Annotated in this window: 21 protein-coding genes; 8 read left to right on the top strand and 13 right to left on the bottom strand. The window is 47.9% G+C overall.

The window, feature by feature from the left end; all coding sequences use genetic code 11:
- Window positions 1-110: 110 nt before the first annotated feature.
- The 6 genes from BLCOC_RS09220 to BLCOC_RS09195 all read right to left on the bottom strand — a co-directional run bounded on the left by BLCOC_RS09220 (window position 111) and on the right by BLCOC_RS09195 (window position 6,776).
- A complete protein-coding gene (locus BLCOC_RS09220; RefSeq protein WP_115625099.1) occupies window positions 111-1,382 on the bottom strand; it encodes a diaminopimelate decarboxylase in 1,272 nt (423 codons plus the stop codon).
- Window positions 1,342-2,070, bottom strand: coding sequence for an HAD family hydrolase (locus BLCOC_RS09215; RefSeq protein WP_018596296.1), 729 nt, complete (start codon window positions 2,068-2,070; stop codon window positions 1,342-1,344). Before BLCOC_RS09215 ends, BLCOC_RS09220 begins: the two co-directional genes overlap by 41 nt.
- A gap of 174 nt (window positions 2,071-2,244) precedes the next feature.
- Window positions 2,245-3,681: a pyruvate kinase gene (pyk, locus tag BLCOC_RS09210; protein ID WP_018596297.1), complete on the bottom strand. Its 1,437-nt coding sequence runs from the start codon at window positions 3,679-3,681 to the stop codon at window positions 2,245-2,247.
- A gap of 21 nt (window positions 3,682-3,702) precedes the next feature.
- Window positions 3,703-4,548 carry a hypothetical protein gene (locus tag BLCOC_RS09205; protein ID WP_018596298.1) on the bottom strand — a complete coding sequence of 282 codons (846 nt, stop codon included), beginning with the start codon at window positions 4,546-4,548 and terminating at the stop codon, window positions 3,703-3,705.
- A 90-nt stretch (window positions 4,549-4,638) separates the two neighbouring features.
- Window positions 4,639-5,580 carry a magnesium transporter CorA family protein gene (locus BLCOC_RS09200; protein ID WP_018596299.1) on the bottom strand — a complete coding sequence of 314 codons (942 nt, stop codon included), beginning with the start codon at window positions 5,578-5,580 and terminating at the stop codon, window positions 4,639-4,641.
- A gap of 137 nt (window positions 5,581-5,717) precedes the next feature.
- Window positions 5,718-6,776 (bottom strand): lactonase family protein, encoded by a 1,059-nt coding sequence (locus BLCOC_RS09195; RefSeq protein WP_018596300.1) that lies wholly within the window; start codon window positions 6,774-6,776, stop codon window positions 5,718-5,720.
- 248 nt (window positions 6,777-7,024) lie between these two features.
- Between BLCOC_RS09195 and BLCOC_RS09190 the strand changes: the two genes are divergently transcribed.
- The 5 genes from BLCOC_RS09190 (at window position 7,025) to BLCOC_RS09170 (ending at window position 12,284) form a co-directional block, all read left to right on the top strand.
- Window positions 7,025-8,098, top strand: coding sequence for an ABC transporter ATP-binding protein (locus BLCOC_RS09190; protein WP_018596301.1), 1,074 nt, complete (start codon window positions 7,025-7,027; stop codon window positions 8,096-8,098).
- The gene (locus BLCOC_RS09185) at window positions 8,091-8,906 is read left to right on the top strand and encodes an ABC transporter permease (RefSeq protein ID WP_018596302.1); all 816 of its coding nucleotides are present in this window, start codon (window positions 8,091-8,093) and stop codon (window positions 8,904-8,906) included. The genes BLCOC_RS09190 and BLCOC_RS09185 overlap by 8 nt, the downstream gene beginning before the upstream one ends.
- Window positions 8,906-10,771, top strand: coding sequence for an extracellular solute-binding protein (locus BLCOC_RS09180; protein ID WP_115625098.1), 1,866 nt, complete (start codon window positions 8,906-8,908; stop codon window positions 10,769-10,771). The genes BLCOC_RS09185 and BLCOC_RS09180 overlap by 1 nt, the downstream gene beginning before the upstream one ends.
- A 34-nt stretch (window positions 10,772-10,805) precedes the next feature.
- Entirely contained in the window at window positions 10,806-11,705 is a 900-nt protein-coding gene (locus tag BLCOC_RS09175; RefSeq protein ID WP_115625574.1) for an RluA family pseudouridine synthase, read from the top strand.
- A 246-nt stretch (window positions 11,706-11,951) separates the two neighbouring features.
- The gene (locus BLCOC_RS09170; RefSeq protein WP_018596305.1) at window positions 11,952-12,284 is read left to right on the top strand and encodes a DUF6951 family protein; all 333 of its coding nucleotides are present in this window, start codon (window positions 11,952-11,954) and stop codon (window positions 12,282-12,284) included.
- 119 nt (window positions 12,285-12,403) lie between these two features.
- Here the strand turns inward: BLCOC_RS09170 and BLCOC_RS09165 are convergent, their stop codons facing one another.
- Window positions 12,404-12,898 (bottom strand): heme-binding protein, encoded by a 495-nt coding sequence (locus tag BLCOC_RS09165; protein ID WP_018596306.1) that lies wholly within the window; start codon window positions 12,896-12,898, stop codon window positions 12,404-12,406.
- Window positions 12,899-12,990: 92 nt separating this feature from the next.
- Window positions 12,991-13,995 carry a tryptophan--tRNA ligase gene (gene trpS / locus BLCOC_RS09160; protein WP_029469761.1) on the bottom strand — a complete coding sequence of 335 codons (1,005 nt, stop codon included), beginning with the start codon at window positions 13,993-13,995 and terminating at the stop codon, window positions 12,991-12,993.
- A 342-nt stretch (window positions 13,996-14,337) separates the two neighbouring features.
- Between trpS and BLCOC_RS09155 the strand changes: the two genes are divergently transcribed.
- Window positions 14,338-14,766, top strand: a complete 429-nt coding sequence (locus BLCOC_RS09155) for a GNAT family N-acetyltransferase (RefSeq protein WP_115625096.1) — start codon at window positions 14,338-14,340, stop codon at window positions 14,764-14,766.
- A 68-nt stretch (window positions 14,767-14,834) separates the two neighbouring features.
- On the opposite strand, the gene BLCOC_RS09150 is transcribed toward BLCOC_RS09155, so the two are convergent.
- From BLCOC_RS09150 to BLCOC_RS09130, 5 genes are read right to left on the bottom strand one after another with little or no spacing between them, the layout of a single operon-like run.
- Window positions 14,835-16,040 carry an ABC transporter permease gene (locus tag BLCOC_RS09150; RefSeq protein ID WP_115625095.1) on the bottom strand — a complete coding sequence of 402 codons (1,206 nt, stop codon included), beginning with the start codon at window positions 16,038-16,040 and terminating at the stop codon, window positions 14,835-14,837.
- Window positions 16,037-17,719, bottom strand: a complete 1,683-nt coding sequence (locus tag BLCOC_RS09145) for a hypothetical protein (protein WP_115625094.1) — start codon at window positions 17,717-17,719, stop codon at window positions 16,037-16,039. Before BLCOC_RS09145 ends, BLCOC_RS09150 begins: the two co-directional genes overlap by 4 nt.
- Before the next feature lie 10 nt (window positions 17,720-17,729).
- Window positions 17,730-18,566, bottom strand: a complete 837-nt coding sequence (locus tag BLCOC_RS09140) for a carbohydrate ABC transporter permease (protein ID WP_115625093.1) — start codon at window positions 18,564-18,566, stop codon at window positions 17,730-17,732.
- A 5-nt stretch (window positions 18,567-18,571) separates the two neighbouring features.
- A complete protein-coding gene (locus tag BLCOC_RS09135) occupies window positions 18,572-19,441 on the bottom strand; it encodes a carbohydrate ABC transporter permease (RefSeq protein ID WP_029469765.1) in 870 nt (289 codons plus the stop codon).
- A gap of 13 nt (window positions 19,442-19,454) precedes the next feature.
- A complete protein-coding gene (locus tag BLCOC_RS09130) occupies window positions 19,455-21,737 on the bottom strand; it encodes an ABC transporter substrate-binding protein (RefSeq protein WP_165907199.1) in 2,283 nt (760 codons plus the stop codon).
- A 155-nt stretch (window positions 21,738-21,892) separates the two neighbouring features.
- Here BLCOC_RS09130 and BLCOC_RS09125 point away from each other — a divergent pair, with 155 nt between their 5' ends.
- Together BLCOC_RS09125 and BLCOC_RS09120 are read left to right on the top strand one after the other, a co-directional pair.
- A complete protein-coding gene (locus tag BLCOC_RS09125) occupies window positions 21,893-22,573 on the top strand; it encodes a response regulator transcription factor (protein ID WP_018596313.1) in 681 nt (226 codons plus the stop codon).
- Window positions 22,566-23,900, top strand: a complete 1,335-nt coding sequence (locus tag BLCOC_RS09120) for a sensor histidine kinase (RefSeq protein ID WP_115625091.1) — start codon at window positions 22,566-22,568, stop codon at window positions 23,898-23,900. The genes BLCOC_RS09125 and BLCOC_RS09120 overlap by 8 nt, the downstream gene beginning before the upstream one ends.
- Window positions 23,901-23,904: the final 4 nt, after the last annotated feature.

Genomic DNA, 23,904 nt, shown 5'->3' with positions numbered 1-23,904 from the left:
TCAATACGGCGGATTTTTCCCCTCTACCAGGCAGCGAAAAAAGCGCTCCCAGCCTGATTCCTATTCGGGCCGGAGCGCTGTTCACATTTCTTTATACTATTTCATCTGAATCAATGGATTATCTTATCATAAATATCAAAGCAGTCCAGTGTAGCAAAATAGTCCTTTGGTGTCTCCGCCCGGCGGATCAGCTCTGTACTGCCGTCCTCTCTCAGAAGGATCTCAGCGGATTTTAATTTTCCATTGTAGTTGTATCCCATGGCATAACCGTGCGCACCGGTGTCGTGGATGACCAGCAGATCTCCCTTTTCAATTTCCGGGAGCATACGGTCAACGGCGAATTTATCATTGTTCTCACAAAGAGAGCCTGCGATATCATATTTGTGATCACTGGGGCTGTCCTCTTTTCCCATAACGGTTATGTGGTGGTATGCGCCGTACATGGCAGGGCGCATCAAATCTACTGCGCAGGCATCTACGCCGATATACTCTTTGTGGGTGTGTTTCTCATGAATGGCTTTTGTCACCAGGCAGCCGTATGGTCCCATCATAAAACGCCCCATTTCGGAATAGATCGCCACATCTCCCATGCCTGCGGGAACCAGCACTTCCTCATAGACCTTCTTTACCCCGGCCCCGATCGCCCGAATATCATTTGGCTCCATATCCGGAGTATAGGGAATACCCACACCGCCTGACAGGTTGATGAATTCAATATCAGCCCCAGTCTCTTTTTCCAGCTTTACTGCCAGCTCAAAGAGTTCTTTTGCCAAAACGGGATAATAGTCATTTGTCACGGTATTACTTGCAAGAAATGCATGGATGCCGAACTTCTGCGCCCCTTTTTCCTTCAGGATACGGAAAGCCTCAAACATCTGCTCTGTGGTCATTCCGTATTTTGCATCCCCCGGATTGTCCATAATGCCGTTGCCCATCTCAAACACACCGCCGGGATTATAACGGCAACTGATGCGTTTCGGGATATAGCCTATGGTCTTTTCAAGGAAATCAATATGTGTGAAATCATCCAGGTTGATCACAGCCCCCAATTTTTCAGCGTACACATAGTCTTCGGCCGGCGTATCGTTGGAGGAGAACATAATCTCATTACCCCTGCATCCCATAGCCTCGGAGAGCATCAGCTCTGTGTAGGAGGAACAGTCACAACCGCAGCCATATTCCCTTAAAATGTTGATCAGAAACGGATTAGGATTGGCTTTTACTGCAAAATATTCTTTGAATCCTTTGTTCCAGGAAAAAGCTTCGTTCACTGCCTTTACATTTTCCCGGATTCCTTTTTCATCATATAAATGAAAAGGGGTCGGATATTTTTTTATAATTTCATCCAGTTGTTCTTTGGTGACAAATGTCTTTTTCTCCATTAAAGTTTTCTCCTTTTGTAAATTGGTATATTGTTTCAATCCATCTGGCAACAGCAAGCAGGGAATCCATTTTGCCGTCCAGCAGTTCGTCCACCGGTGAGGAATCTGTGAGCAGGTCCGGTATCATAACTGTGATCATTCCCGCTCCATGGGCAGAGCGTATCCCGTTGTAGGAGTCCTCCAGCGCTAGGGCACAGGCCGGACTGACCTTCAGAGCTTCACAGGCTTTCCTGTAGATCTCAGGGGACGGCTTTGCCTCTGTGACCATACTCCCTGTTATCACAGCAGAAAAATACGCCTGGATACCTTCCCGCTTAAGATTATTCTCCGCATAGGCATGACTGGAAGAGGTTGCCACTGCCATAGGGATATTTCTCTGGGCCAGTACATCCAGCAGTTCATGCAGACCTTTCTTTGCAGGCAGGCCGTTCTTCTCCTCGTATTCCCAAAACGCCTTCCTGTATTCGTCCCGGAACAGCTCAAATGGGAAATCCTCCCCGTACGTATCCTTAAAATGGCGTTTTCTCTTATCTACATTAAAGCCAAGGGTATGAAAAATATTATCCCCCAGCTTCCCGTATCCCATCCGTTCTCCCGCCACGTCCCAGGAATACTTTACAATCCTCTCACTGTCAAACATAAGGCCGTCCATATCGAAGACGACACCGTGGATTTCTCTTTTCTCCATATTTCTGCTCCTTTTTTATACGGATACTATCATAACTGTTTTTCGCCTATTTTGCAACAAAAAAGCTCACAGAAAAGCCGCAGACCTTATAATTCTGCGGCTTTTCCAAATCCCATTCTATTATTTATTGGCAGCCGTTGGGCAGCCTCACAGTCAAAAGTAAAAACCATACCTTTATTTTACTTCGATCACATGCAGCATATTGGTAACATTCTGCTCATCTTTGCGGCTGTTGGTAGCCGGGTCACCTGCGGTGAACACTGCAAGCTGGCCTTTTTTCACAAGGCGTTTGCGTTTTACGGTTTCCATAGCACTTGTCAGAATGTTTTCTGTGGTGTCTTTTGTATTTCCTTTCAGAGGCTTTACACCCCAATAGAGCTGCATCTTATGCTGTACAAATTCGTTGGGTGTGATGGCGTAAATCGGCATGGTGGGGCGGAAACTGGATACCAGTCTTGCCGTCTTGCCGGACATGGTTGGAGTGATAATGCAGTCCGCGTCAATATTTCTGGCTGTGCGGACAGAGGAAATACCAATGGCACTGGAAACCAATGTCTGTTTGTACATGGTCCTGTGCTGAATGTATTTGTCATAATCCACATGCTTTTCTGTATCCTCAGCGATCTCACCCATCATTGTCAGAGCTTCCACCGGATATTTTCCTGCTGCGGTCTCTCCGGAGAGCATAACTGCATCGGTTCCGTCATAGATGGCATTTGCCACGTCCGCAACCTCTGCTCGGGTGGGACGGGGATTGCGAATCATAGAGTCCAGCATCTGTGTGGCAGTGATGACCGGAATGTAATTTTCATTGCATTTCTTGATGATCAGCTTCTGGATATATGGCACTTCCTGGGCAGGTATCTCCACACCCAGATCACCCCTGGCTACCATGATGCCGTCTGCTGCTGCAATGATCTCATCAATATTCTCAACGCCCTCTGCGTTCTCGATCTTGGCGATAATGCTGATCTGCTCTGCGTGATGCTCCTTCAGGATCTTGCGGATCTCTTTGATCCCTGCTGCATTCCTGATAAAAGAAGCGGCGATGAAATCAATATCCTGCTGAATGCCAAAGATAATGTCCGCTTTATCTTTTTCTGTGATAGCCGGAAGCTTCACTCTTACATTCGGCACATTGACGCCTTTTTTCTCACCCAGCTCGCCGCCGTTGGCAACTGTACAGACAATATGGTCTTTTTTCACCACTTTGACGTCCAGTTCAATAAGGCCGTCATCGATCAAAATCTTGTTGCCCGGTTTAACTTCTCTTGCCAGTCCGGGATAGGTGATGGAACATCCCTTTTCGTTACCCACCATTTCTTCCATATAGAGAGTAAAATCTGCGCCCTCTGTCAAAATTACTTTCTTTCCATCCTCCAGAACTCCGGTGCGGATCTCCGGTCCTTTGGTGTCAAGCAGTATAGCTACCGGCTTATCCAGCTCTTCTCTGACATTTTTCAGCAGGTTCATACGGTTTCTCTGCTCCTCGTAATCCCCGTGTGAAAAGTTGAAGCGGGCCACATCCATGCCGTGTCTCACCAGAGCTTTCATAGTAGCTTTTTTGTCCGTATTCGGACCCATGGTACATACAATTTTCGTCTTGCGCATAATTTCCTCCTAATGATATCGTCACTTTATATGTTCATGAGTAAAAAGATGATCCTGGCAGTATTCATAATTGCCGTTGCATTTGGAGCAGAAACGGAACTCCAGATTGTCTCCGTCCTTTTCTGTTCTGCCGCACACGGCACATTTATGCTTCGTTACACCAGGTGCCATCTTCGGATGAACTGCTTTTTGAAACTGCTGCCGCCTGTGCACTTCTTTTGGATTGATATGGCTGTAATTCCTGGTGGCAAAAAAGAACACGATGAAGTTCAGCAGAGATGCGATGATCATCATTCTGATGGACCATATAGGTGTTTTTATAAAGTTATAGGCCAGGTATGCCACATCCAGATAAGCCAGCCACTTGATCTTCACCGGGATCACAAAATACAGCATAAGCTGCATATCCGGATAACTGGCCGCAAAAGCCAGGAAGATGGACAGGTTGATATAATATGTGGAGATGGCAGCCATTCCGTACAGGGAGTTCATTGGTCCCTGAATAAAATAGAGCAGAAAAGCACCGATGATCGTACTTAAAATACCTCCTAAGATATAGACATTATATCTGAAATCTCCCCATGTCTTCTCAAGAGAAGTTCCCAGGGAATAATACAATGCAAGCATAATGATCGTAAAAATATTAAGACTGGAAGGCGGGATCAAAAGCCAGCTCACAAGTCTCCATATCTGTCCGTGCAGAATGTGGGCAGGACTCAGCATCAGGTAAGCGCTGAAAGGAATTCCTGTAACGTTGCCCAGAAAATAAAGCACATATCCGATCACATAAAGCAGGATGATGTACTTTGTCAGATTCCTGATAGCGAAACGCCCGCATTTCCTTTCCATTTTGTTCAAAAAATTCATATATTCTCCTCGTTTCTAATCTTATCTTTCCCCCCTCAGGGAAATCGGTACTGCACTGCCGCAATACCGAAGATATACCGTTTTATTATCTTAAAACAGGTTCTTCTTGGAGAAGATCAATGCAACCAGTAAGCTCAGTACCAGAGACAGTACGATCACAATGACAAACCCGTAGGGACTCCCCGCAAAGGGCATCCCGGATGTGTTTACATTCATGCCGTACGCACTGAAGATCATTGTCGGAATGGACATAACGATGGTTACGGTTGCCAGAAACTTCATGACAATATTCAGATTGTTTGAAATAACCGATGCAAAGGCATCCATCATTCCACTCAGAATACCACTGTAAATATTGGCCATCTCTATGGCCTGCTTGTTCTCCACAATGACATCCTCCAGAAGGTCTGTGTCATCGGGATACTGTTTGATCCGTTCCACTTTCAAAAGCTTCTCCAGCACCACCTCATTGGAACGCAGGGATGTGGTAAAGTACACCAGGGACTTTTCCAGTTCCAGAAGCTCGATCAGCTCCTGATTCCTGGTGGATGCGTGAAGCTTCTCCTCCACTTCCTCACTCTTTTTATCTATGATGCGCAGATAATGCAGGAACATACTGGCATTGTTATAAAGGATCTGCAGGATAAATCTGGTCTTCATATAGGTATAGAAGTTCCGCACACGGCCGTCCATGAATTTGCCAAGTACAGAGGTATCCTCCAGACACACAGTGATGATCATCTCATTTGTCACGATGATCGACAGAGGGATAGTTCCGTACCAGTCCTTGTCACCCCTCTCCTCAATGATGGGGGTGTCTACCAGGATGAGCGTGTAATTGTCCTCCACTTCTATACGGGAGCGCTCTTCCTCATCCAGAGGTGCTCGCAGATCGTCAACCTCTATCTGGTACTTGTTGGAAACTTCAAAAATTTCTGTGGCTGTGGGATCTGTGAGAGCAATCCAGCATCCCTCTGTGGCTTCTTCCACCTGATGTATTTTTCCATCTATTGTTTTAAAAATTCTGATCATGTTATCTCCCTTCATGCCCCATAAACGGGCACAAAGATTCAGATGTGCCTGCCTATGGGGTTTCTACTCTTTATTTTATTGTCTTGATTCGATTTCCCGGGACAAGGCCCACCTTCCATGATAACACTTCCTTTCTCTTATTCTTCCTCACATTTATGGAAGATTATACTATTTGGTGTCTCTACCTTCAAAGGTTTCCCTTTCATAACCAGCAGTTTATTCTCATAATCAATGGTAAACGTGGTGATAGAGTTGGATTCATGGTTCACAACTGCCAGATGTTTTCCGTCGGGGAATACCTCCAGGTCTTTGGGATACTCACCGCTGATGGGCAGTATAAACTGTTTTTCCAGACTGCCGGTCTCCTCATCCACTTTATACATGGATGCCGTATCTTCCCCTGCTGTGGAGCAGAACAGATACTCACCGTCCGGTGACAGGCACATGCCGGATGTGGCATCATGGGTCTCATCATCATGGGACGCCAGCGTGCTCTCTGTCTGGATCAGCTCGAAAACGGGGTTCTTGCCGCTTCCGTCATAACGATACACCTGTACTTCATTGCTCAGCTCAAAATTCAGGAATGCAAACTTGCCGTTGGGACTGAATTTGATCAGTCTCGGCCCGGATTCTCTTACACAGCGCAGCACATCCACAAGCTCTAACTTGCTGGTCCTGGCATTGACACGGTAAATTTTCATCTGGTCAATCCCGTTGTCCACAGCACAGAGATACTTTCCATCCGGTGTAGGACGCACACAGCTTACATGGGGACGGAAATTTCTCTCCGCAACACTTCCCAATCCTCTGTGGAATACCCCGTCCATGACACTTCCCAGACGTCCGTCCCTGTGGGTATGTACCACGGTAACTTTACCGTCGTGATAACCTGCCACATAGAGATATTTCCCTTCCTTGTCCGTGGACAGGTGGCAGCCTCTCATTCCGTCAATGTCTACTTTATTAATAAAGGTAAGATCTCCGTCCGAATCAATCGAAAATACGGCAACTCCTTCGTCGGCAATGGAATAGAGATATTTCCCATTTAATGATATGGCCAGGTGGGAGGAATTATTTACAGGAATGACTTTTCTCTCTGTAAGTGTCCCCTCTTCTACATTTACATCATATAAATGGATTCCGATACTGCTTCCATGGGTATACGTTCCAACATATGCAACATACTTCTCTTTCATTTATGCAATACCCTCCTGTTTTATTCTGATTTTCCCCGTTTGGCAATGATTTCCTGCCGCTATCCGTGGTCTACCGACATTCTACCACAAACTTTTTCTTTATACAATGCAATTCCCGCCAAATTCGCAACATTTATGTTGACAAGGTTTGTGGGTTTAGTATAATGAAATTCAGAGTCTTTCCACGGAAGAGCCGGTTTGGAAGGACAAATTTAGCATTATTTCATATCACGTAAAGGAGAACGCGAATGAATCATACACTGGTGGATTTAATTGACATTTCCAAAGGATTTGGCGATCAGATTGTTCTGGACAAGCTGAATCTGTCCATCCGGGAAAATGAATTTCTTACCCTTTTAGGCCCCAGCGGCTGTGGTAAGACAACTACTCTCCGTATCCTGGGCGGTTTCGAGACGCCGGATTTCGGACAGGTTATTTTTGACGGAGAGGATATTACCAATCTTCCGCCCAACAAGCGAAATCTGAACACCGTATTCCAGAAATACGCGCTGTTCTCCCATATGAATATAGAAGAAAACATTGCTTTTGGTTTAAAAATTGCCGGAAAGAGCAACGCTTATATCAAAGACAAGATCAAATACGCACTGAAGCTGGTAAATCTTGAAGGCTTTGAAAACCGCCTGCCTGATTCCCTGAGCGGCGGACAGCAGCAGCGTGTGGCCATTGCCCGTGCGATCGTAAATGAGCCGCGTCTTCTGCTTCTGGACGAACCTTTGGGCGCCCTGGATCTGAAGCTGCGCCAGGACATGCAGTATGAGCTAATCCGCCTGAAAAACGAACTGGGCATCACCTTTATCTACGTGACCCATGACCAGGAAGAAGCCCTTACCATGTCAGATACCATTGTGGTCATGAACCAAGGGTATATCCAGCAGATGGGTTCCCCTGAGGATATCTACAATGAGCCGCAGAACGCATTTGTAGCCGACTTTATCGGTGAGAGTAATATTATAGAAGGTACTATGCTTGAGGACAGGCTGGTGAAGATCTTGGGTGCCAAGTTCCCCTGTGTGGACGAAGGCTTCGGCCGCAACAGACCCGTGGATGTTGTCATCCGGCCTGAGGATGTGGACCTGGTAAAGCCCGAGGAGGGCACGATCCAGGGCGTAGTCTCCCACCTGATCTTCAAAGGTGTCCACTATGAGATGGAGGTCCAGGCAAACGGATTTGAATGGCTGGTACACAGCACTGACATGTTCCCTGTGGGCCAGAAAGTCGGCATCCATGTTGACCCCTTTGACATCCAGATCATGCACAAGCCGGTATCGGAAGACGAGGAGGCCATAGGAGTGAATGAATAGAAAAAAATTACTGACCGGACCTTATTTTTTCTGGGCCGTGGCATTTATTCTGATTCCCCTTGCCATGGTCTTATATTATGGTCTGACAGATGTGGACGGGCATCTGACTTATGAAAATCTTCTGGCGATCGGAACTGTGGAGAATTTCAAGGCCCTGTGCCTCTCTTTGCTGCTCTCTATTGTCAGCACAGTCATCTGTCTGTTGTTAGCCTACCCCCTTGCCATGATTTTATCCGGCATGAAGGTGAATCAGACCAGTTTTATCGTGTTGATCTTCATCCTTCCCATGTGGATGAACTTTCTGCTGCGCACTATGGCGTGGCAGACTTTGCTGGAGAAAAACGGCGTGATCAATCAGTTTTTAAATTTTCTTCACCTGCCCTCCATCCAGCTCATCAATACGCCTTACGCCATTATACTGGGCATGGTGTACAACTTCCTGCCCTTTATGGTGCTGCCGCTGTACAATGTTCTGTCCAAGATTGACAAAGACGTTATATCTGCAGCCAGAGATTTGGGTGCCACGGAGCTGTACACCTTCAGGAAGATCATCTTTCCTCTCAGTCTGCCCGGTGTTGTAAGCGGCGTCATCATGGTATTTGTACCTGCTCTCACAACCTTTGTTATCTCCGATCTGTTGGGCGGCAGCAAGATCCTGCTCATCGGAAATGTCATCGAACAGAAATTCAAGCAGGGCAGCAACTGGCATGTGGGAAGCGGACTCTCCCTGGTATTGATGGTCTTTATCCTGATCAGCATGGTGGTTACCACAAAGTATGACAAAGACGGGCAAGGAGGTATGTTCTGATGAAGAAGACAGCCAGAAATATCTATTTGGCGCTTATTCTGATCCTCATGTACGCGCCTATTGTGACACTCATGATCCTCTCCTTCAACGCCTCCAAATCCCGCTCCAAATGGGGCGGATTCACCTTGAAATGGTATGGCTCCCTGTTCCGGGATGACGCCATCATGAGTGCCCTCTACAATACGCTGGTCATTGCGTTTTTATCTGCAATACTGGCAACTTTGATCGGAACCTGCGCCTCTATCGGCATCAATTCCATGAAGAGCAGGTGGCGCACAGTTTTCATGGGTGTGACTAATATCCCTATACTGAATTCCGATATTGTGACAGGTATTTCCCTCATGCTTTTGTTCATTGCATGCCGGTTTACCCTTGGTTTTTCTACGATCTTAATGGCGCATATAACGTTCAACATTCCCTATGTGATCCTGAGCGTTATGCCTAAGCTGAAGCAGACCAACAAGAGTACCTATGAGGCTGCCAGGGACTTGGGCGCAGGCCCTTTCCAGGCGTTTATGAAAGTGGTATTCCCGGATATACTGCCCGGTGTGCTGTCAGGATTTCTCATGGCATTTACCATGTCCCTGGATGATTTTATCATCACCCATTTCACCAAGGGACCGGGGGTGGATACCCTGTCAACCAAAATATATTCCGAGGTGCGAAAGGGTATAAGGCCTGAGATGTATGCGCTCTCCACCCTGCTCTTTTTATCTGTCATGGTCATCATGATACTGGTAAATTCAGCGCCTAAAGAACCGGATAAAAAGCGCTCCTCAGACCTTGATAAAAAGAAGCTTCCTCTCCGTCAGGTAATCCCGGCAGCCCTTGTTATCTTTGTGGCTGGGGCCGGATTCTTCTTCCATCTGGGAAACAAGGGAAGTGTGTCGGATGAAAAGCTCATTGTCTACAACTGGGGGGAATATCTGGACCCTGAAGTCATAGATATCTTCCAGGAGGAGACCGGTATAACGGTTACCTATGAGGAGTATGAAACCAACGAAATCATGTATCCCAAGATCATGTCAAAGGCCATTGCCTACGATGTGGTCTGCCCCTCTGATTATATGATCCAGCGTATGCGTGAAAACGATCTGCTGGCTGAGATCAACTGGGACAATGTGCCCAACATCAAAAATATTGATCCGACTTATATGGAACAGTCTCAAAGCTTTGACCCGGAAAACAAATACTCGGTGCCTTACTGTGTGGGCACTGTAGGTATCCTCTATAACAAAACCATGGTCAAAGAACAGGTGGACAGTTGGAATATACTGTGGGATGAGAAATATAAAGACAGCATTCTCATGCAGGATTCTGTACGGGATGCCTTCGCGGTGGCTTTAAAGCGCAGAGGTTATTCTCTGAACTCCCTGGTCGTGGATGAACTGATCCAGGCTACTGATGATCTGATCGCTCAAAAACCGCTGGTCCAGGCCTATGTAGTAGACCAAGTAAGAGACAAAATGATTGGAAATGAGGCTGCATTGGGTGTGATCTATTCCGGTGAAGCCCTCTATACCCAGAGGGAAAATCCCGACTTGGAATATGTCATTCCCAAGGAGGGGACCAATGTATGGATCGATTCCTGGGTTATTCCCTCCAATGCGCAGAACAAGGAAAACGCGGAGAAATTCATCAATTTCCTCTGCCGTCCCGATATTGCTCTGATGAACTTTGAATACATCACCTACGCGACACCTAACAAGGCAGCCAGAGAACTGATCGAAGATGAGAGCATCCGAAACAGCAGGGTACTCTTCCCGGAAGCAGAGGATCTGCAGGGAAGTGAAACCTTCCAGTTCCTTGGCGATGAGGCAGATTCCTATTATAATGAACTTTGGAACAAAGTTAAATCCAAATAAGAAGCTGCTGCCTGCAATAGATATAGGAGTTTTTATGAATCGGATACTGATTTACAGAATAAGCGAAAAGGATTCCCCCTGCACGGTGGAATCCTTTTTAAAAGCCAGGGGATACTCCCGGCAGATCATCATACAATTAAAGAAAAACAGCGACAGCATAAAAGCAAACGGCAGGTGGGCCTATATAAAGACCATGCTCCACACCGGAGATGAGCTGATGATATTCTTGGAAGAACCCCAGTCATCAGAACGCATTCTTCCGGTACCTCTCCCGCTCTCTGTCGTGTACGAAGATGAGGATATTCTGGTGGTTGATAAGCCCGCTGATATGCCCGTGCATCCCTCCATCAACAATTATGACAACACTCTGGCAAATGCCGTTGCGTACTATTACCAATCTGACAAAGAGCCATTTGTCTTTCGCTGCATCAATCGTCTGGACCGGGATACCACCGGCCTGCTGATCGTGGCTAAAAACGCCCTGAGTGCCTCCATATTGTCTGCACAGATGAAGGAACGGCAGATCCACAGGACCTATCTGGCTCTCTGTGACGGAACCCTCCCCTCCTCCCAGGGAACCATAGACGCCCCCATTGCCAGAAGAGAAGGTTCTGCCATTGAGCGGTGCGTAGACTTTGAAAATGGAGAACGAGCGGTCACCCACTACCGAGTATTGGAGACATGCAGTCAAGTCACACTGGCTGAACTGCGTCTGGAGACAGGGCGCACCCATCAGATCCGGGTGCATATGCAGTACCTGGGCGCCCCCCTTATGGGGGATTATCTCTATCACCCGAATTTCACCAGGATCTCCAGAGTTGCCCTGCACTCCTCCGCCCTGGAATTCATCCATCCCATAACCGGAAAACCCATGCGGTTCCATGTACCGCTGCCTGAGGATATGGAAAAGGCCAGACAGCCCCGGCGGATATAACGTAAACCCAGCGTATAGGGTTCCTAGGAAATTGGGAATAAATTAACATACCATTTTTCTATTTCATTCTTTTACAGAAGTGCTATAATGAAAATTATAGTTACGATGCATAGCTCTGCAAAAAGCGCAGTTCTGTGAATCGCAACAAATTATAAACTATATATGTATTTATACATTATATTGGAAGGCTGTCCTACTGTAAAACCCCGGACAGTCCTGCCAATATTGATCAAGGGAGGAATTCAAATGACTAAAGTTAAGATTGAACCGGGTATCTGTAAATTTTCCACTCTCGTCACTGCCACCGCATCAGAAGATGAAGAGACCGAAGTCACCATAAAAGTTGCCAGCGGCTGTCCCAGCGTCAAAAAGATGATGGAAGAACTTGGAAACACCTTTGATGCCTACGAGGTCTGTCTCGTCAAGCCGGGTGCAGGACCCTTCTTCGAGTATGCCGGCAAAAGCTTCCCCGTACATGCAGGATGTCCTGTCATCGCAGGGATCACTAAATGCATTGAGGCCGAGGCCAATCTGGCGCTGAAGGCAGATGCATCTATCACATTCCTGGACGCAGAATAAATTTCCGGCTTCAGAATCAGGAAAGGGGGGTTCCTCTCTCTGTGCCAAGCATGCAAAAGCCGGGCGGAGCATAAACCTCCGCCCGGCTTTCACATGCTAAAAATATGAACCCCTGCCTCTTACAGCATTCTGATCCTGGGCACCTCATCAATATGAAGGTATCTTCCCAGTGTCTTTACAATAATATCATGGTTGATATAGTGATTCTGATTAGTCACCATAATGGCGCCTACCACGCCTACTTCCTCCACACGCACAGGGAAACCGCCTCCCATGCAGGAAAACTCTTTCGGATCCAGGGCGATATCCACCATGGTCTCCTCATTCTTCTGCAGCTCACTGTATACCAGAAGGCTGCTCTTTTCCAGCGTACGGACTGTATTGAATGTCCTGTCCATCCAGCGGTCATTGTTCAGATTGGTTGTATTCCCCGCGTATTTAAATACTGTGTAGCCATTATTCCTGCGGATGGATACAGCACAGTCCAAACCCCTTCGTCTGCTCTCCGCCACAAGCATCATTCCCAATTCCCATGCATCCTCGTTTGTAAAATGCGAAAACTGGAGTATCTCCTCCTGCATACTGAGTACGGTGATCACTTCATCCATTGTCATATACATTCCCTCCTGTACAAGATTTGTAACAGTTCCGTATCTTCCCTGTTACGGTAATTCAAATATATGCCGCGGCTGGCCCGCGGCGCAGCTTAACGGATCCTATCTGGAAATCCCACTTTCCGCTGTACCTTACGCAGCGTTTTGTTGGCAAAATAGCTGGCTTTTTCGGCATTCTCCTTGATGATGGAATCAATATATGCCTTATCCTTTTCCAGTCTCGCAACCTCATCCTGTAAAGGTTTCAGAACACTTACGACAGCCTCACCCACAGCCATCTTCAAATCCCCATATCCTCTGCCCTCAAAATCGCGCAGCGCTTCATCAGTTGTCTTACCGGTACATGCACAGTAAATATCCAGCAGGTTTTTAAGTCCCGGCTGTTCCTCTCTGTATGCGATACAAGCCTCGGAGTCTGTCACGGCACGTTTGCATTTACGCATGATCGTATCCGGGTCATCCATGAGATAGATACTGCCATTGGGATTTTCATCTGACTTGGACATCTTTTTGGAAGGCTCCTGCAGACTCATAATCTTTGCGCCCACTTTGCCGATATAAGCTTCGGGAATCGTGAACACATCTCCGTAAATATTGTTAAAACGGGTGGCAATATCACGTGTCAGCTCTAGATGCTGCATCTGGTCAATACCCACCGGAACCACATCTGCCTGATAGAGCAGAATGTCAGCAGCCATCAATACCGGGTAAGTGAAAAGCCCTGCATTGATATTGTCCGCATGTTTTGCAGATTTGTCTTTAAACTGTGTCATACGGCTCAGCTCACCCATATAAGTAAAACAGTTTAAGATCCAAGCCAGCTCCGCATGTCCTGATACATGGGACTGGTAGTAAATGCAGTTTTTCTTTGGATCCAGTCCTGCCGCAATATATAATGTCAGAAGTGCACGGGCTCTTTTGCGAAGAGTAGCCGGGTCCTGACGCACAGTTATGGAGTGCATGTCCACAACGCTGTAAAAGCACTCATATTCATCACTCAATGTCACCCAGTTTTTCAGCGCTCCCAGGTAGTTTCCAAGTGTCAGGTTTCCGGTTGCCTGCATTCCGCTGAATAATACTTTTTTATCGTTGATCATCTTAATGTCCTCCAGAAATTTACTACGTTAAATTGTATCATTCCGCTCGAACAAAGTCAAATCTTTATAGTCAAATCCCTATAAAATGGTCCTTCACTGCAACCACCAGTTCATATTTTCTCTCCGCCTGCTCCATATACTCCTCCTGGGTTAGGATACTGCTTTCCCCTCATCGTCAATCCCAGAACCTGAATGGTTATAAGAGGCGTCATGGCAGCCACTTCCATAACAACTAAGAAATGGTGATTTTGCTTGACAAAAATGAAATAACGACAAATAATGTGGATTATAACCTTATCTCCATAGTAATCCATCCTTCAAAAAAAGATAAGAGGTGTTACATTGTTTAAAATCCGATATGCAATAGAATCTGACAAATCTCTATGGCTTACTTACGATACACATATAAGTGAACTTGAACTTTTATTAAAATTCCGGGACAAACGGGGATATATCATCTGTGATGAGGATAAACCCATAGGCGTTCTGCGTTATAATCTGTTTTTGGATATCATACCGTTTTTGACCTTACTTTATCTGGATGAACCTTACCGGGGCAAAGGTTTTGGCAGGCAGGCCATGCTTTTCTGGGAGCGGGAGATGTGGAGGTTTGGCTATAAAACCATTATGACATCAACACAAGTCGATGAAGGCGCCCAGCATTTTTACAGAAAACTTGGGTACAAAGATAGAGGAAGTCTGTTTTTGGACAATACTTCCTTTGAACAGCCCCAGGAAATGATAATGCTAAAGGATGCAGCCTGGCGGTAATACAGCGCTGCACCAGGTTTTCCTGGCGTTAACCGCGCCTGCCGGCATACATCCTTATATCAAATATGTTAGTATGAATTTATCTTATTTTTATAGGACACCTGCATTCTTTCCATCGCATATTCTCCGATCAGCCAAAAACAAGGTCCAAACCAGACACTTTTCTGTCCCGCAAGCAAAAGGGCGTTTTCTCCTGCAAAACAGATGGTGACCAGCAGCAAGATCCAGGAAAATAGTATCCCTGCCGCCGTCTCCCCTGCCCCTGCCTTTTTCTGTGTCCTGCACCTGACAGCGTATAACCCCCAGGTCAAAACACCGTATATTAAACAGGAAAAGAAGGGGCGGAGCACAAGAAGCTCCAGGCTCGTCTTTTTCATTTGAAGAAGCAGTTTGAAATTATCCTGTATCTGCTGCGTCATGTGTTTCCAGAATGTAAAGTCTGACCATTTTGTTGGCACCACACCCCTGGTCAGGCCGGGAGATTTCCAAAAAAGCATGAAAAATAGGACTGTCATCAGTATCATCACTGCCCACAAGGCTGCTGTCTGTATCCGTCTGCCCCTCTGCGCCCTCATAATTCCTGTGATCTGCCCTGCCATTCTGAGAAAGATCACCATTGGAAGACAGAATATCAGCAGCTTTGCGCAGGCTGCAAAATACTTTCGCTCCAGTACCTTTCCCTGTATTGCGTGGCGTAGAAGAAATGCTTGAACCGGATTTTCCGAAGATTGAACTTCCGTATTCGCCTCATATGCTATGGTGTCAAGGACACTGTCTCCCTCCCTGACGGCCTGTACGGCTGCGGTTCCCTCCATCCCCCTTAAAATCCCCCGGACAGTCAGAATTCTTCCCCGGTAAAGAATCTCCTCCCCCATCACATCTTTGCTTCCGAACAATTTGTAAGCCATATCCTCAGACAGAAGACAACTCTCCTCGTCCTCCCCGTACAGAGGCGCCGATGCCGGCAGTAATCCCCGGGTCTCCCCCAGCACCTCAAGGACAAAGGCTGTCTCCACTCTTTCCAGTTTCCTGCTTTCCAGATACTCTTCCTCCCTCTCCCCCCAAAAGGTGCAGGATGCAGGAAATTCCTGTTTTTGCTCCTCCTGCCGGATAAACTCTGCCTCCTCATAGGTCCAGGTACCCTTCGTCTTTTTTACGGAAACCCCTTCACTGTATTTCTCTGTACCCATGGCAGCGGCCTCTGCCAAAAACCAGCAGAGAAGCAGCAAACCTAAAACTACAAACCGAAAGACAGCACCTTTCCCGCCGCTCATGTTTCCCGCAGGCGTATTCTGCTGCCCGCACCAATGTTCCTGTCAGATCCTGTGATTATCCGGTCATCCGGCAGAAGGCTGTTGCCCTCCAGCGCTGCATAGGTACTGTTTTTATCCTTCACGACCACGTCTTTTCTGGCGGCTGTCAGTTCTGTGCCCAGAACCGTCTCCTTTTCCTCCGCGACCAGTACATAATATTTAGAGTTTTCCATATGCAGGGCTTCCACAGGAATACAGGTGTCCTGTACCTTTTCCTTACGCATACTGGTCATTTTTGCCGCAGCCCCGATCTCCAGGGTATCAGCGGGAAGCAGGACCGTCACATTAAGTTTTGTCTTATCCTCTCCATCCGGTGTAATGCTCTCCACTTCCAGATTTTCAATGTCCTTTTGGCCGTCCGCAGGGGACAGCCTGACCGGGTCTTTTCTGGCTATATATTTTTCCAGGCTCTTGTCTATCTGCATGACAAATCTGCACCCTGAGCTTAAATCTGCCAGTGTCATGATCGCCGTATCCGGTGTATTATCACCTGCTGAAACCTTCAATTCCGTCACCACACCCTTCACCGGAGACAGAATCTGCCCCTGATCCTCCTTCAGTTTTTCCAGCTTTTCAAGACTTTTCTTCTTCGCATCCAGATCCAGGTTATTTATCTTTTCCGTGCTGTCAGTGCCTTCAGCAGCCCCCGCATCCTCCAGCGCTCTGCCGGCCTGTATCTCCCCGTCCTCTTTGGCCTTCACAGCTTCCTCTAAGGCCTGTCTTTTTGCTTCTATATCAGCCAGAAGCTGTGCTTCCTGCTCTTTGGCACTCTGTTCCCCTGCCGCCTTTATACTGTTTTCCGCCTCCGAAAGAGCATTCTGCGCCTCTAAAAGGGCCTGGGATGCCTCCTGAAACCCCTGTTGTGCGTCAGTAAGCTCCCGGGCATTCTCCTGCTCCACACGTGTCCTGATCTCCCCCTTCTCAGCCTCTGTCAAAGGACCTTTTTCTTCCTCCGCCAGACGGATTTCCTCTGAGATCTCTTCCTCCGTCTTCTTAAGCAGGGCATCTATCCGGCTCTGCATTTCGGAGAGTTCTTCCTCCCGCTCTCTGCAAAGCTGCTGCAGTGTTGAGACATCCCCATCTTCGCCGCCGCTTTCTTCCTGCTGCGTCTGATAGAATTCCTCCAGCTTTTCCTCCGCCTCTGCAAGTGCTGCCTGCGCTTGCGCCACCCGTTTTCCCCCTTCGGTCTCTGCCCTTTCATAATCCTCCATGGCTCTTTGGGCCTGTACCGATTTTTTCTGTTGCTCTGCTTTCTTTTTACTGTCCAGATCCTGATTGTTAAATTCCAGCTTTTTTATCTCCGCAGTCAGGTTTTCAATCTGTTCCTCAATGTCTTCCATCCTGAGCTGCATGAGGAGTTCCCCTTCTTCCACCTGCCTGCCCTGTACGGCAAACAGAGTCTCCACCATAATACCCGGTTCCGTGCTGATGGCCCTCTCCAGATTCTCCTTCACCGTCCCGTCTCCCTCCACGGTATGTTCGATGACCTTGGCGGAGATCTTTTCCACATCCACCTGCGCTACCGTCACACTGTCGGCAGCTCTGGATATGACAGTAAACGCCATCATCATTACCAGGAATATAGTCAGCATAAAAAATGCTCTCTGTCTCAGGCTTTTCATCCCTTTTGCTCCTATCATCTCTCCACCTCTATTCCTTCACCGCTGCTGCCACGATCCCCTGCTCCAGATAATCCTGTCCGCCCAGGAAAATAAAAAGGGCCGGCAGAAGCACCACCACAGAGGCCGCAAATGCCCCGGGTGCTTCCAAAAGCCCGATATCCGGCAGATACAGGGAAAGGGGCCACAGCTCTTTATTTTTCAAAAATGTGAGGGGCTGTTCAATGAGATTCCAGCATTCCAGAAATCCCAGAACCAGCGCAGAGCAAATACCCCCGGACCCCAGAGGAAGCCCCATATACAGGAATATCTTCCCTTCGCCTGTCCCGTCTATCCTGGCGGATTCCACCACAGCCTCCGGTATGCCGGTAAAAAAACGGTACATGATAAATACCGGAAATGTAGAAAATGCCCCCGGAAGTATCACCGCCCAGAGTGTATCCATAAGGCTCAGCCGGTCAAGCACCAGGTAATTTGAAAGCATGGTCACCTGAAAGGGCATCATCATCAGTGTGATATATACTGTGAACGCCGGCTTCTTCAGAGGAAAATCATATCTGGCAAATGCCCACGCCGCAGGCACTCCCACCAGGAGCTGTCCCAGAAGGATTCCCGCTGTAATGCGTATGGAATTCCAAAACATTACAAAATATCCCGGGGAATCCAGCAGCAGCTCAACATACGCCCGCAGTGTGGGGTACATGGGAAACAGACGAAACGCCGCATATCCGTCCCCCTTTGCCAGAACCGGTGACAGATACCCCGCCAGTTCCTGTTTTCCCATCAGGGAACCCGCCAGTAGAAAAAGTACCGGATACGCTGCTGCCAGTGCAAAAATCCCTAAAACCACAAAAATAACCTTTTTCATTCCAGTCATTCCTCTCTGCCCCAGGCCCTCTGCAGAAGCAGGATCAGTATCATAACTGCCAGAAATGTTATCACTGCCCCTGCTGCCATCTTGTCAAGCGAAAGCTCCCGAAACCAGTTATTAAATACATGCTGTAGCAGATACATACTGTCATGGGGATAATCTCCTGCCACCAGGTACGCCTCACGGAACACTTTAAAAGAGTTCAGAAAGGAGAGGACTGTGATGGTATAAAAAACAGGCATCAGATTGGGCAGTGTGATCCTGAAAAAGCAGTCCAGGCTGCCGGCGCCGTCCACTTTGGCGGCTTCATACAGATTTTCCGGTATGGCGGCCAGACCCGCGCTCCACAAAATGATATCATACCCCATATTTTTCCACAGATAGCTGACGACCAGCACCCAGAACGCAGCACTGCTGTTCATCCAGTCCTGTGTCGATAAGTGTACCCTGCTTAAGAAGGCACTCAAAAACCCCTGGCTGTGAAATAAAAACTTCCACAAAAGCACAATGGATGCCACCGGAATGGCCATGGGGATCAGATAAAAATTTTTCAGTATCCTCCCTTTTTTCCCAACTCCCGAAAGCAGAACTGCAACTCCCAGTGAAAGTAGTAACAGAAGGGGAATACAGATAAAAGCAAACCGCATAGTGTTCTTCACTGCCAGCAAAAAGGCAGAATTATGAAACAATTCCAGATAATTTCCGACTCCTTTGAACTCTATCCCCATGGCATCCAGAAAGGAACGCCTGATCACATCCGCAAAGGGTATCAGGACAAACAGCGCTACTCCTCCAAGGCTTGGCAGCAAAAATGCTGCCGCCGCCCTGTTTTGTCTGTTTCTTCCCGTTTTCATTCTGTTGTGACGCCTCATAGCCCGCTCCCCTTTACTCTGCCAGATAGAGATTCACCTTCTGTATGATATTACTGCAGGTCTCATCCAGGCTCAGGCCCTCATTCAGGTATTTATCTCCCTGCTCCTTTACTGCATTCCAGATGGTGTCATCTGTGGAGGCCGGAATCTCAGCTTTTTCCAAAAGTGATTTCAGCTTATCCAGTTCTTCCTCCTTTGGCCAGCTCATATTCAAGGATGACATATTTCCTGAAGCGTCTGACATGGTAATGGAAGCACCTCCCCCGTCTCCTCCGTATGTTTGTTTTCCAAGCTCCAGCGTCTTCTCATAGCCCTTCTGATTAATGGGGAAGGCTGTACTTAATGTGCTCTGTACTTCCTCTCCCAGCAGTGCCTTCAAAAAGTCCGCTGCAAGCTCTTTCTCGCTGCTTTTGCTGCTGATCCCCACATTTCGATAGGGAAGATATACACTTTTTCCCTGGGCTTTCATTTCTGCATAGTCCAGATCAAAGGCCTGGTTCACACCCAGAATCTCTACAAGCTGCCCCACTGAGCCGATCCAGCCTGCACCTGCTTTCGATGTCTGGCTCAGCAGTGCCATGGCCTGCAGGCGCAGTCCGTCAATGTCGGATACCACACCGTTTGCAGCACTGAAATACCCGATGGAATTTTCCTGCTCATCCTGGGTAACCGGTTCCCCATAAATAGTTTTCATGTTTTCCAGGAAAGTTCTCAGCGCCTCTTCATCCAGAGTTCCGTCCTCTTTTTTCAGGTCTGTACTCTCCAGACGATAGAAAATTTCCAGAAGCATTTCGGAATCCGTGGGTATTATGACACGCCCTAAATCCGGGTTTTCCTCTCTAATGCTGCCAATCTCCTCAGCCAATGTTTTCAGACTTTCCGCTGCATTTACAAGAGACTCCTCTCCCTGGACAGCCGGGATCAAAAAGCCCAGGGGAACTGCATAAATTTTGTCATCCCTCTCATAGGTCTTCATAATGTTCTCAAACAATCCGTCTTCCTGATCTGCTGACTCCACCGTATCCGTTATATCCTCCAAAAGTCCCTTTTGGATATAATTCTCCACAGGCATTCCGTCCAGAATCAAAATATCCGGTCCCTTGCCCGCCATAATGTCTGTATTCAAAGTGCGGAGTGCATCGGAGACTGTAACTGAATCTTCACCGCTCATACCAATTTCCAGATTCACATAGACGTTTGGATTCTGACTCTGGTATACGGAAATCGCCTGTCTCAGCACAGGGCAGTCCTCCAGAGAATATACCTTGATCTCCTTCTCCGGCACGGAGGATGTATCTGCGGAGTAAGTATAGCGGTAAATCTTGTACTCTGCGTCTATAGAGCACGCCACAAGAAAGCTGTCATCCTCCATAACTGCCAGAGATATGAGCATAGCTTTGGGATTTCCTATGGAAGCAAGACTTCCATTGACTGCCTGTTCCACCACGGTACCGCCGAAAACATGTCTGTAAATGCCGCTCTCTGCACAGTAAAACAGCATATCCTCCTCTTTTCCATAGCCAAAGACCACACTGTTTCTTAACTTCTTCTGCTCACTCTCAAGCTCACTTAATAGCTGGTCAGAAAGCGTTTTGTCCGCTTCGGCGGACTCCCCGGTATTCATATCATAGGCTTTCAGTCCCTTGTCAGTGAGAAGCAAAAGGGTATTCCCCATGTCCGCTGTCTGCTGAACATTATCACTCAATTCCATTGTCTGTTCTACATGCCCGGTGTCCGGGTCGATCACACACACCGTTCCATAGGTATATGTGGCGATGAGCTTCTTACCTTCAGAAAATCTCAGCCCGGTGATCATTTTCATATTGTCTGTTTCCTCCACGTCAAGTGTCAGATTCTGCAGTTCTCCCCCCTTTTTTGCATATAAGAGGGAAAAGTTCTGGGATACGACTACCTCTGCCGCCTCCTGCATGGCAGAAACAGCAATGTCTCCACTCCCGCTGATACAGGCCCAATCTATGTAGGCACACTCGGAAAGCCTGAGTCCTTCCGGCAGGATATCCTCCTCCCAGCTTTTTCCTGAATCCTCTGACTTCCACAGACAGCGTTCTCCTGTGTCCTTATCCTCCGTAAAAAGTGACAGGCTGTTGTCATCCAGTCTCTCCATGGCCAGGATCTTACCTGTGTTCCCGGGGAGGGCTATATCCTCCTCCAGATAACGTCCCTTAGCACCTTCCGTGCTCTTATCCTCACTTTGTTTCCCGCATCCTGCAAGGCCTGCCACAGCAATGGCGAGAGCCGCTGTCAGGCATACTGCTTTTTTTATGTATCGGTTCATGTTTCTCCTCCTGTCTCTCATTTGCGTTTATCTTATCATTCCATTCTCTAAACATTCTCTAAGATCATCTCTAATTTTTCTTACATTTTTAGAGATAACTTAAAGATTCCTGTGTTATACTTCAAATAAATAAAAAACCGGAGGATTTATTTCTTATGAGGATTTTAATAATAGAAGATGACCGCAAACTCTGCGATTCCCTGAAATTCCAGCTAGAAAAGGAGGGGATTCTCACGGATTTATGTTATGACGGAGAGGACGGGCTGGATTATATCCGGCAGCGCACCCATGATCTGATTCTTTTGGACCGCATGCTTCCCTCCATGGATGGACTTACCGTCCTGGAGAAAATGCGCTGGGAGGGCATTTCCACACCTGTCATTTTAGTCACAGCACTGGGAGAGCTTTCAGATAAGATCACAGGACTTAACCAAGGAGCCGACGATTATCTGGTCAAGCCCTATGATTTTCAGGAGCTTCTGGCACGTATCCGCTGTATCACCCGGCGCCCGGGTAATCTGGAGATGTCCGGAGATATCACTTTTGGAGATGTCACTTACCACCCCGCACAAAAACAGCTTCTCTGCGGTTCCAAGACACTGGTTTTATCAAAACGAGAAGGCGCGCTTCTGGAGTTTCTTCTCAGAAACCCGGGCCAGACCCTTCCACGTCTCATGATCCTGTCCCGCGTGTGGGGACCCAACGCGGAGGTGGAGGAAGGTAATCTAGACAACTATATCCACTTTATCCGCCGACGTCTCAGGACCGTGGGAAGCGCCCTTACACTGCGCACAGTCCGGGGGATCGGCTACTGTCTGGAGGTGAGCCATGATTAGAAAAGAAGGGAGACCGCCACACCCACCCTTGGTCCGTAAAATGCGTATCCGGCTCACTTTGCTCTGCCTAGCTGTCACAGGACTCATTCTGGCTGCTGCCACCTGCCTGTGTCTCTACTTTTCCGAATCCGGGATCGCAAAGAACGGAAGCACTTCCTTTACCAACAGTTTAAATTCCATTCTCACACATCTGGAAAGCCAAAATACCATCACACTCCAGTGGATCGCAGGCATAGAGCAAAACCATACTACCATCCTCTCGCTGTATGACAATGGCAGACCTCTTTTCTATCAGGAGCTGCGCAGAACGCAGAAGGAAAAGGATGCCATAACCCTGGCAAAGGAGACGGCATCTTCCAGATACGGGCTGGATCTGGACGCGGCAGACGCCTCCTCCCTTCTGTCAAAACACGTGGAATTCCAATTTAAGACCAATGACAGGAAAGAATATCACGCCTCCGTGGTACTGCTGCCCAAGACAAACGGTCATTTAAGCGCTGTTATCCTTCAGTCTCTGGATGCCCAGAAAAATCAGATCAACAGACAGCGCCTTGTCTTTCTGGGTGCGGATACCGCGGCGCTGCTCCTGCTTGCCGTCTTTTTCTGGATCTTCATGGGAAAAACCCTGGCACCCCTGGAGGAAAACCGCAGACAGCAGGCCCAGTTTATCGCCTCCGCCTCCCATGAACTCCGCTCCCCCCTGGCGGTCATGCTCTCCTGCCTGACTGCTGCCCAGAAAGCAGAGCCCGAGGAAGCCGCCCGCTTTACAGAAACCATCCAGACGGAAGGAAAGCGCATGTCACGCCTGATCGATGACATGCTGCAGCTTGCAGGCGCAGATGCCTGTTCCTGGGATCTCATGCCCGCTCCGGTTCCCCCGGATACCTTATTGCTGGAAACCTATGAAAAATACGAATACCTGGCCAGGGAAAAAGGGCTGACCCTTCATATCCGCCTTCCCGAGGAGGAATGCCCTCCTGTGCTGTGTGATGAGGAGCGGATCGCGCAGGTACTCTCTATCCTTATGGACAATGCCCTGAGCTACACGCCTGCCCCCGGCAGCATTACACTTTCCCTGTCTTTTACTTCCGGCCACGTTTCCCTGTCCGTTGCCGATAACGGCCCAGGTATACCAGATTCCTCCAAAAAACAGGTGTTCCAGCGTTTTTTCCGCCAGGATAAGGCCCATACCAGCAAAGACCACTTCGGACTTGGACTCAGCATTGCCCGGGAGATCGTAAGGATACACAGAGGGCGGCTTGTCCTGTCCGACACACCGGGCGGAGGGGCTACCTTTACCATAATATTAAGGACAGCCCCGGCCTGATTCT

The organism is Blautia coccoides (assembly GCF_034355335.1).
Classification (GTDB): Bacteria; Bacillota; Clostridia; order Lachnospirales; family Lachnospiraceae; genus Blautia; species Blautia producta.
Note: the sequence above shows the minus strand (reverse complement) of the source record. Positions and strands in the feature narration are given on the sequence as shown.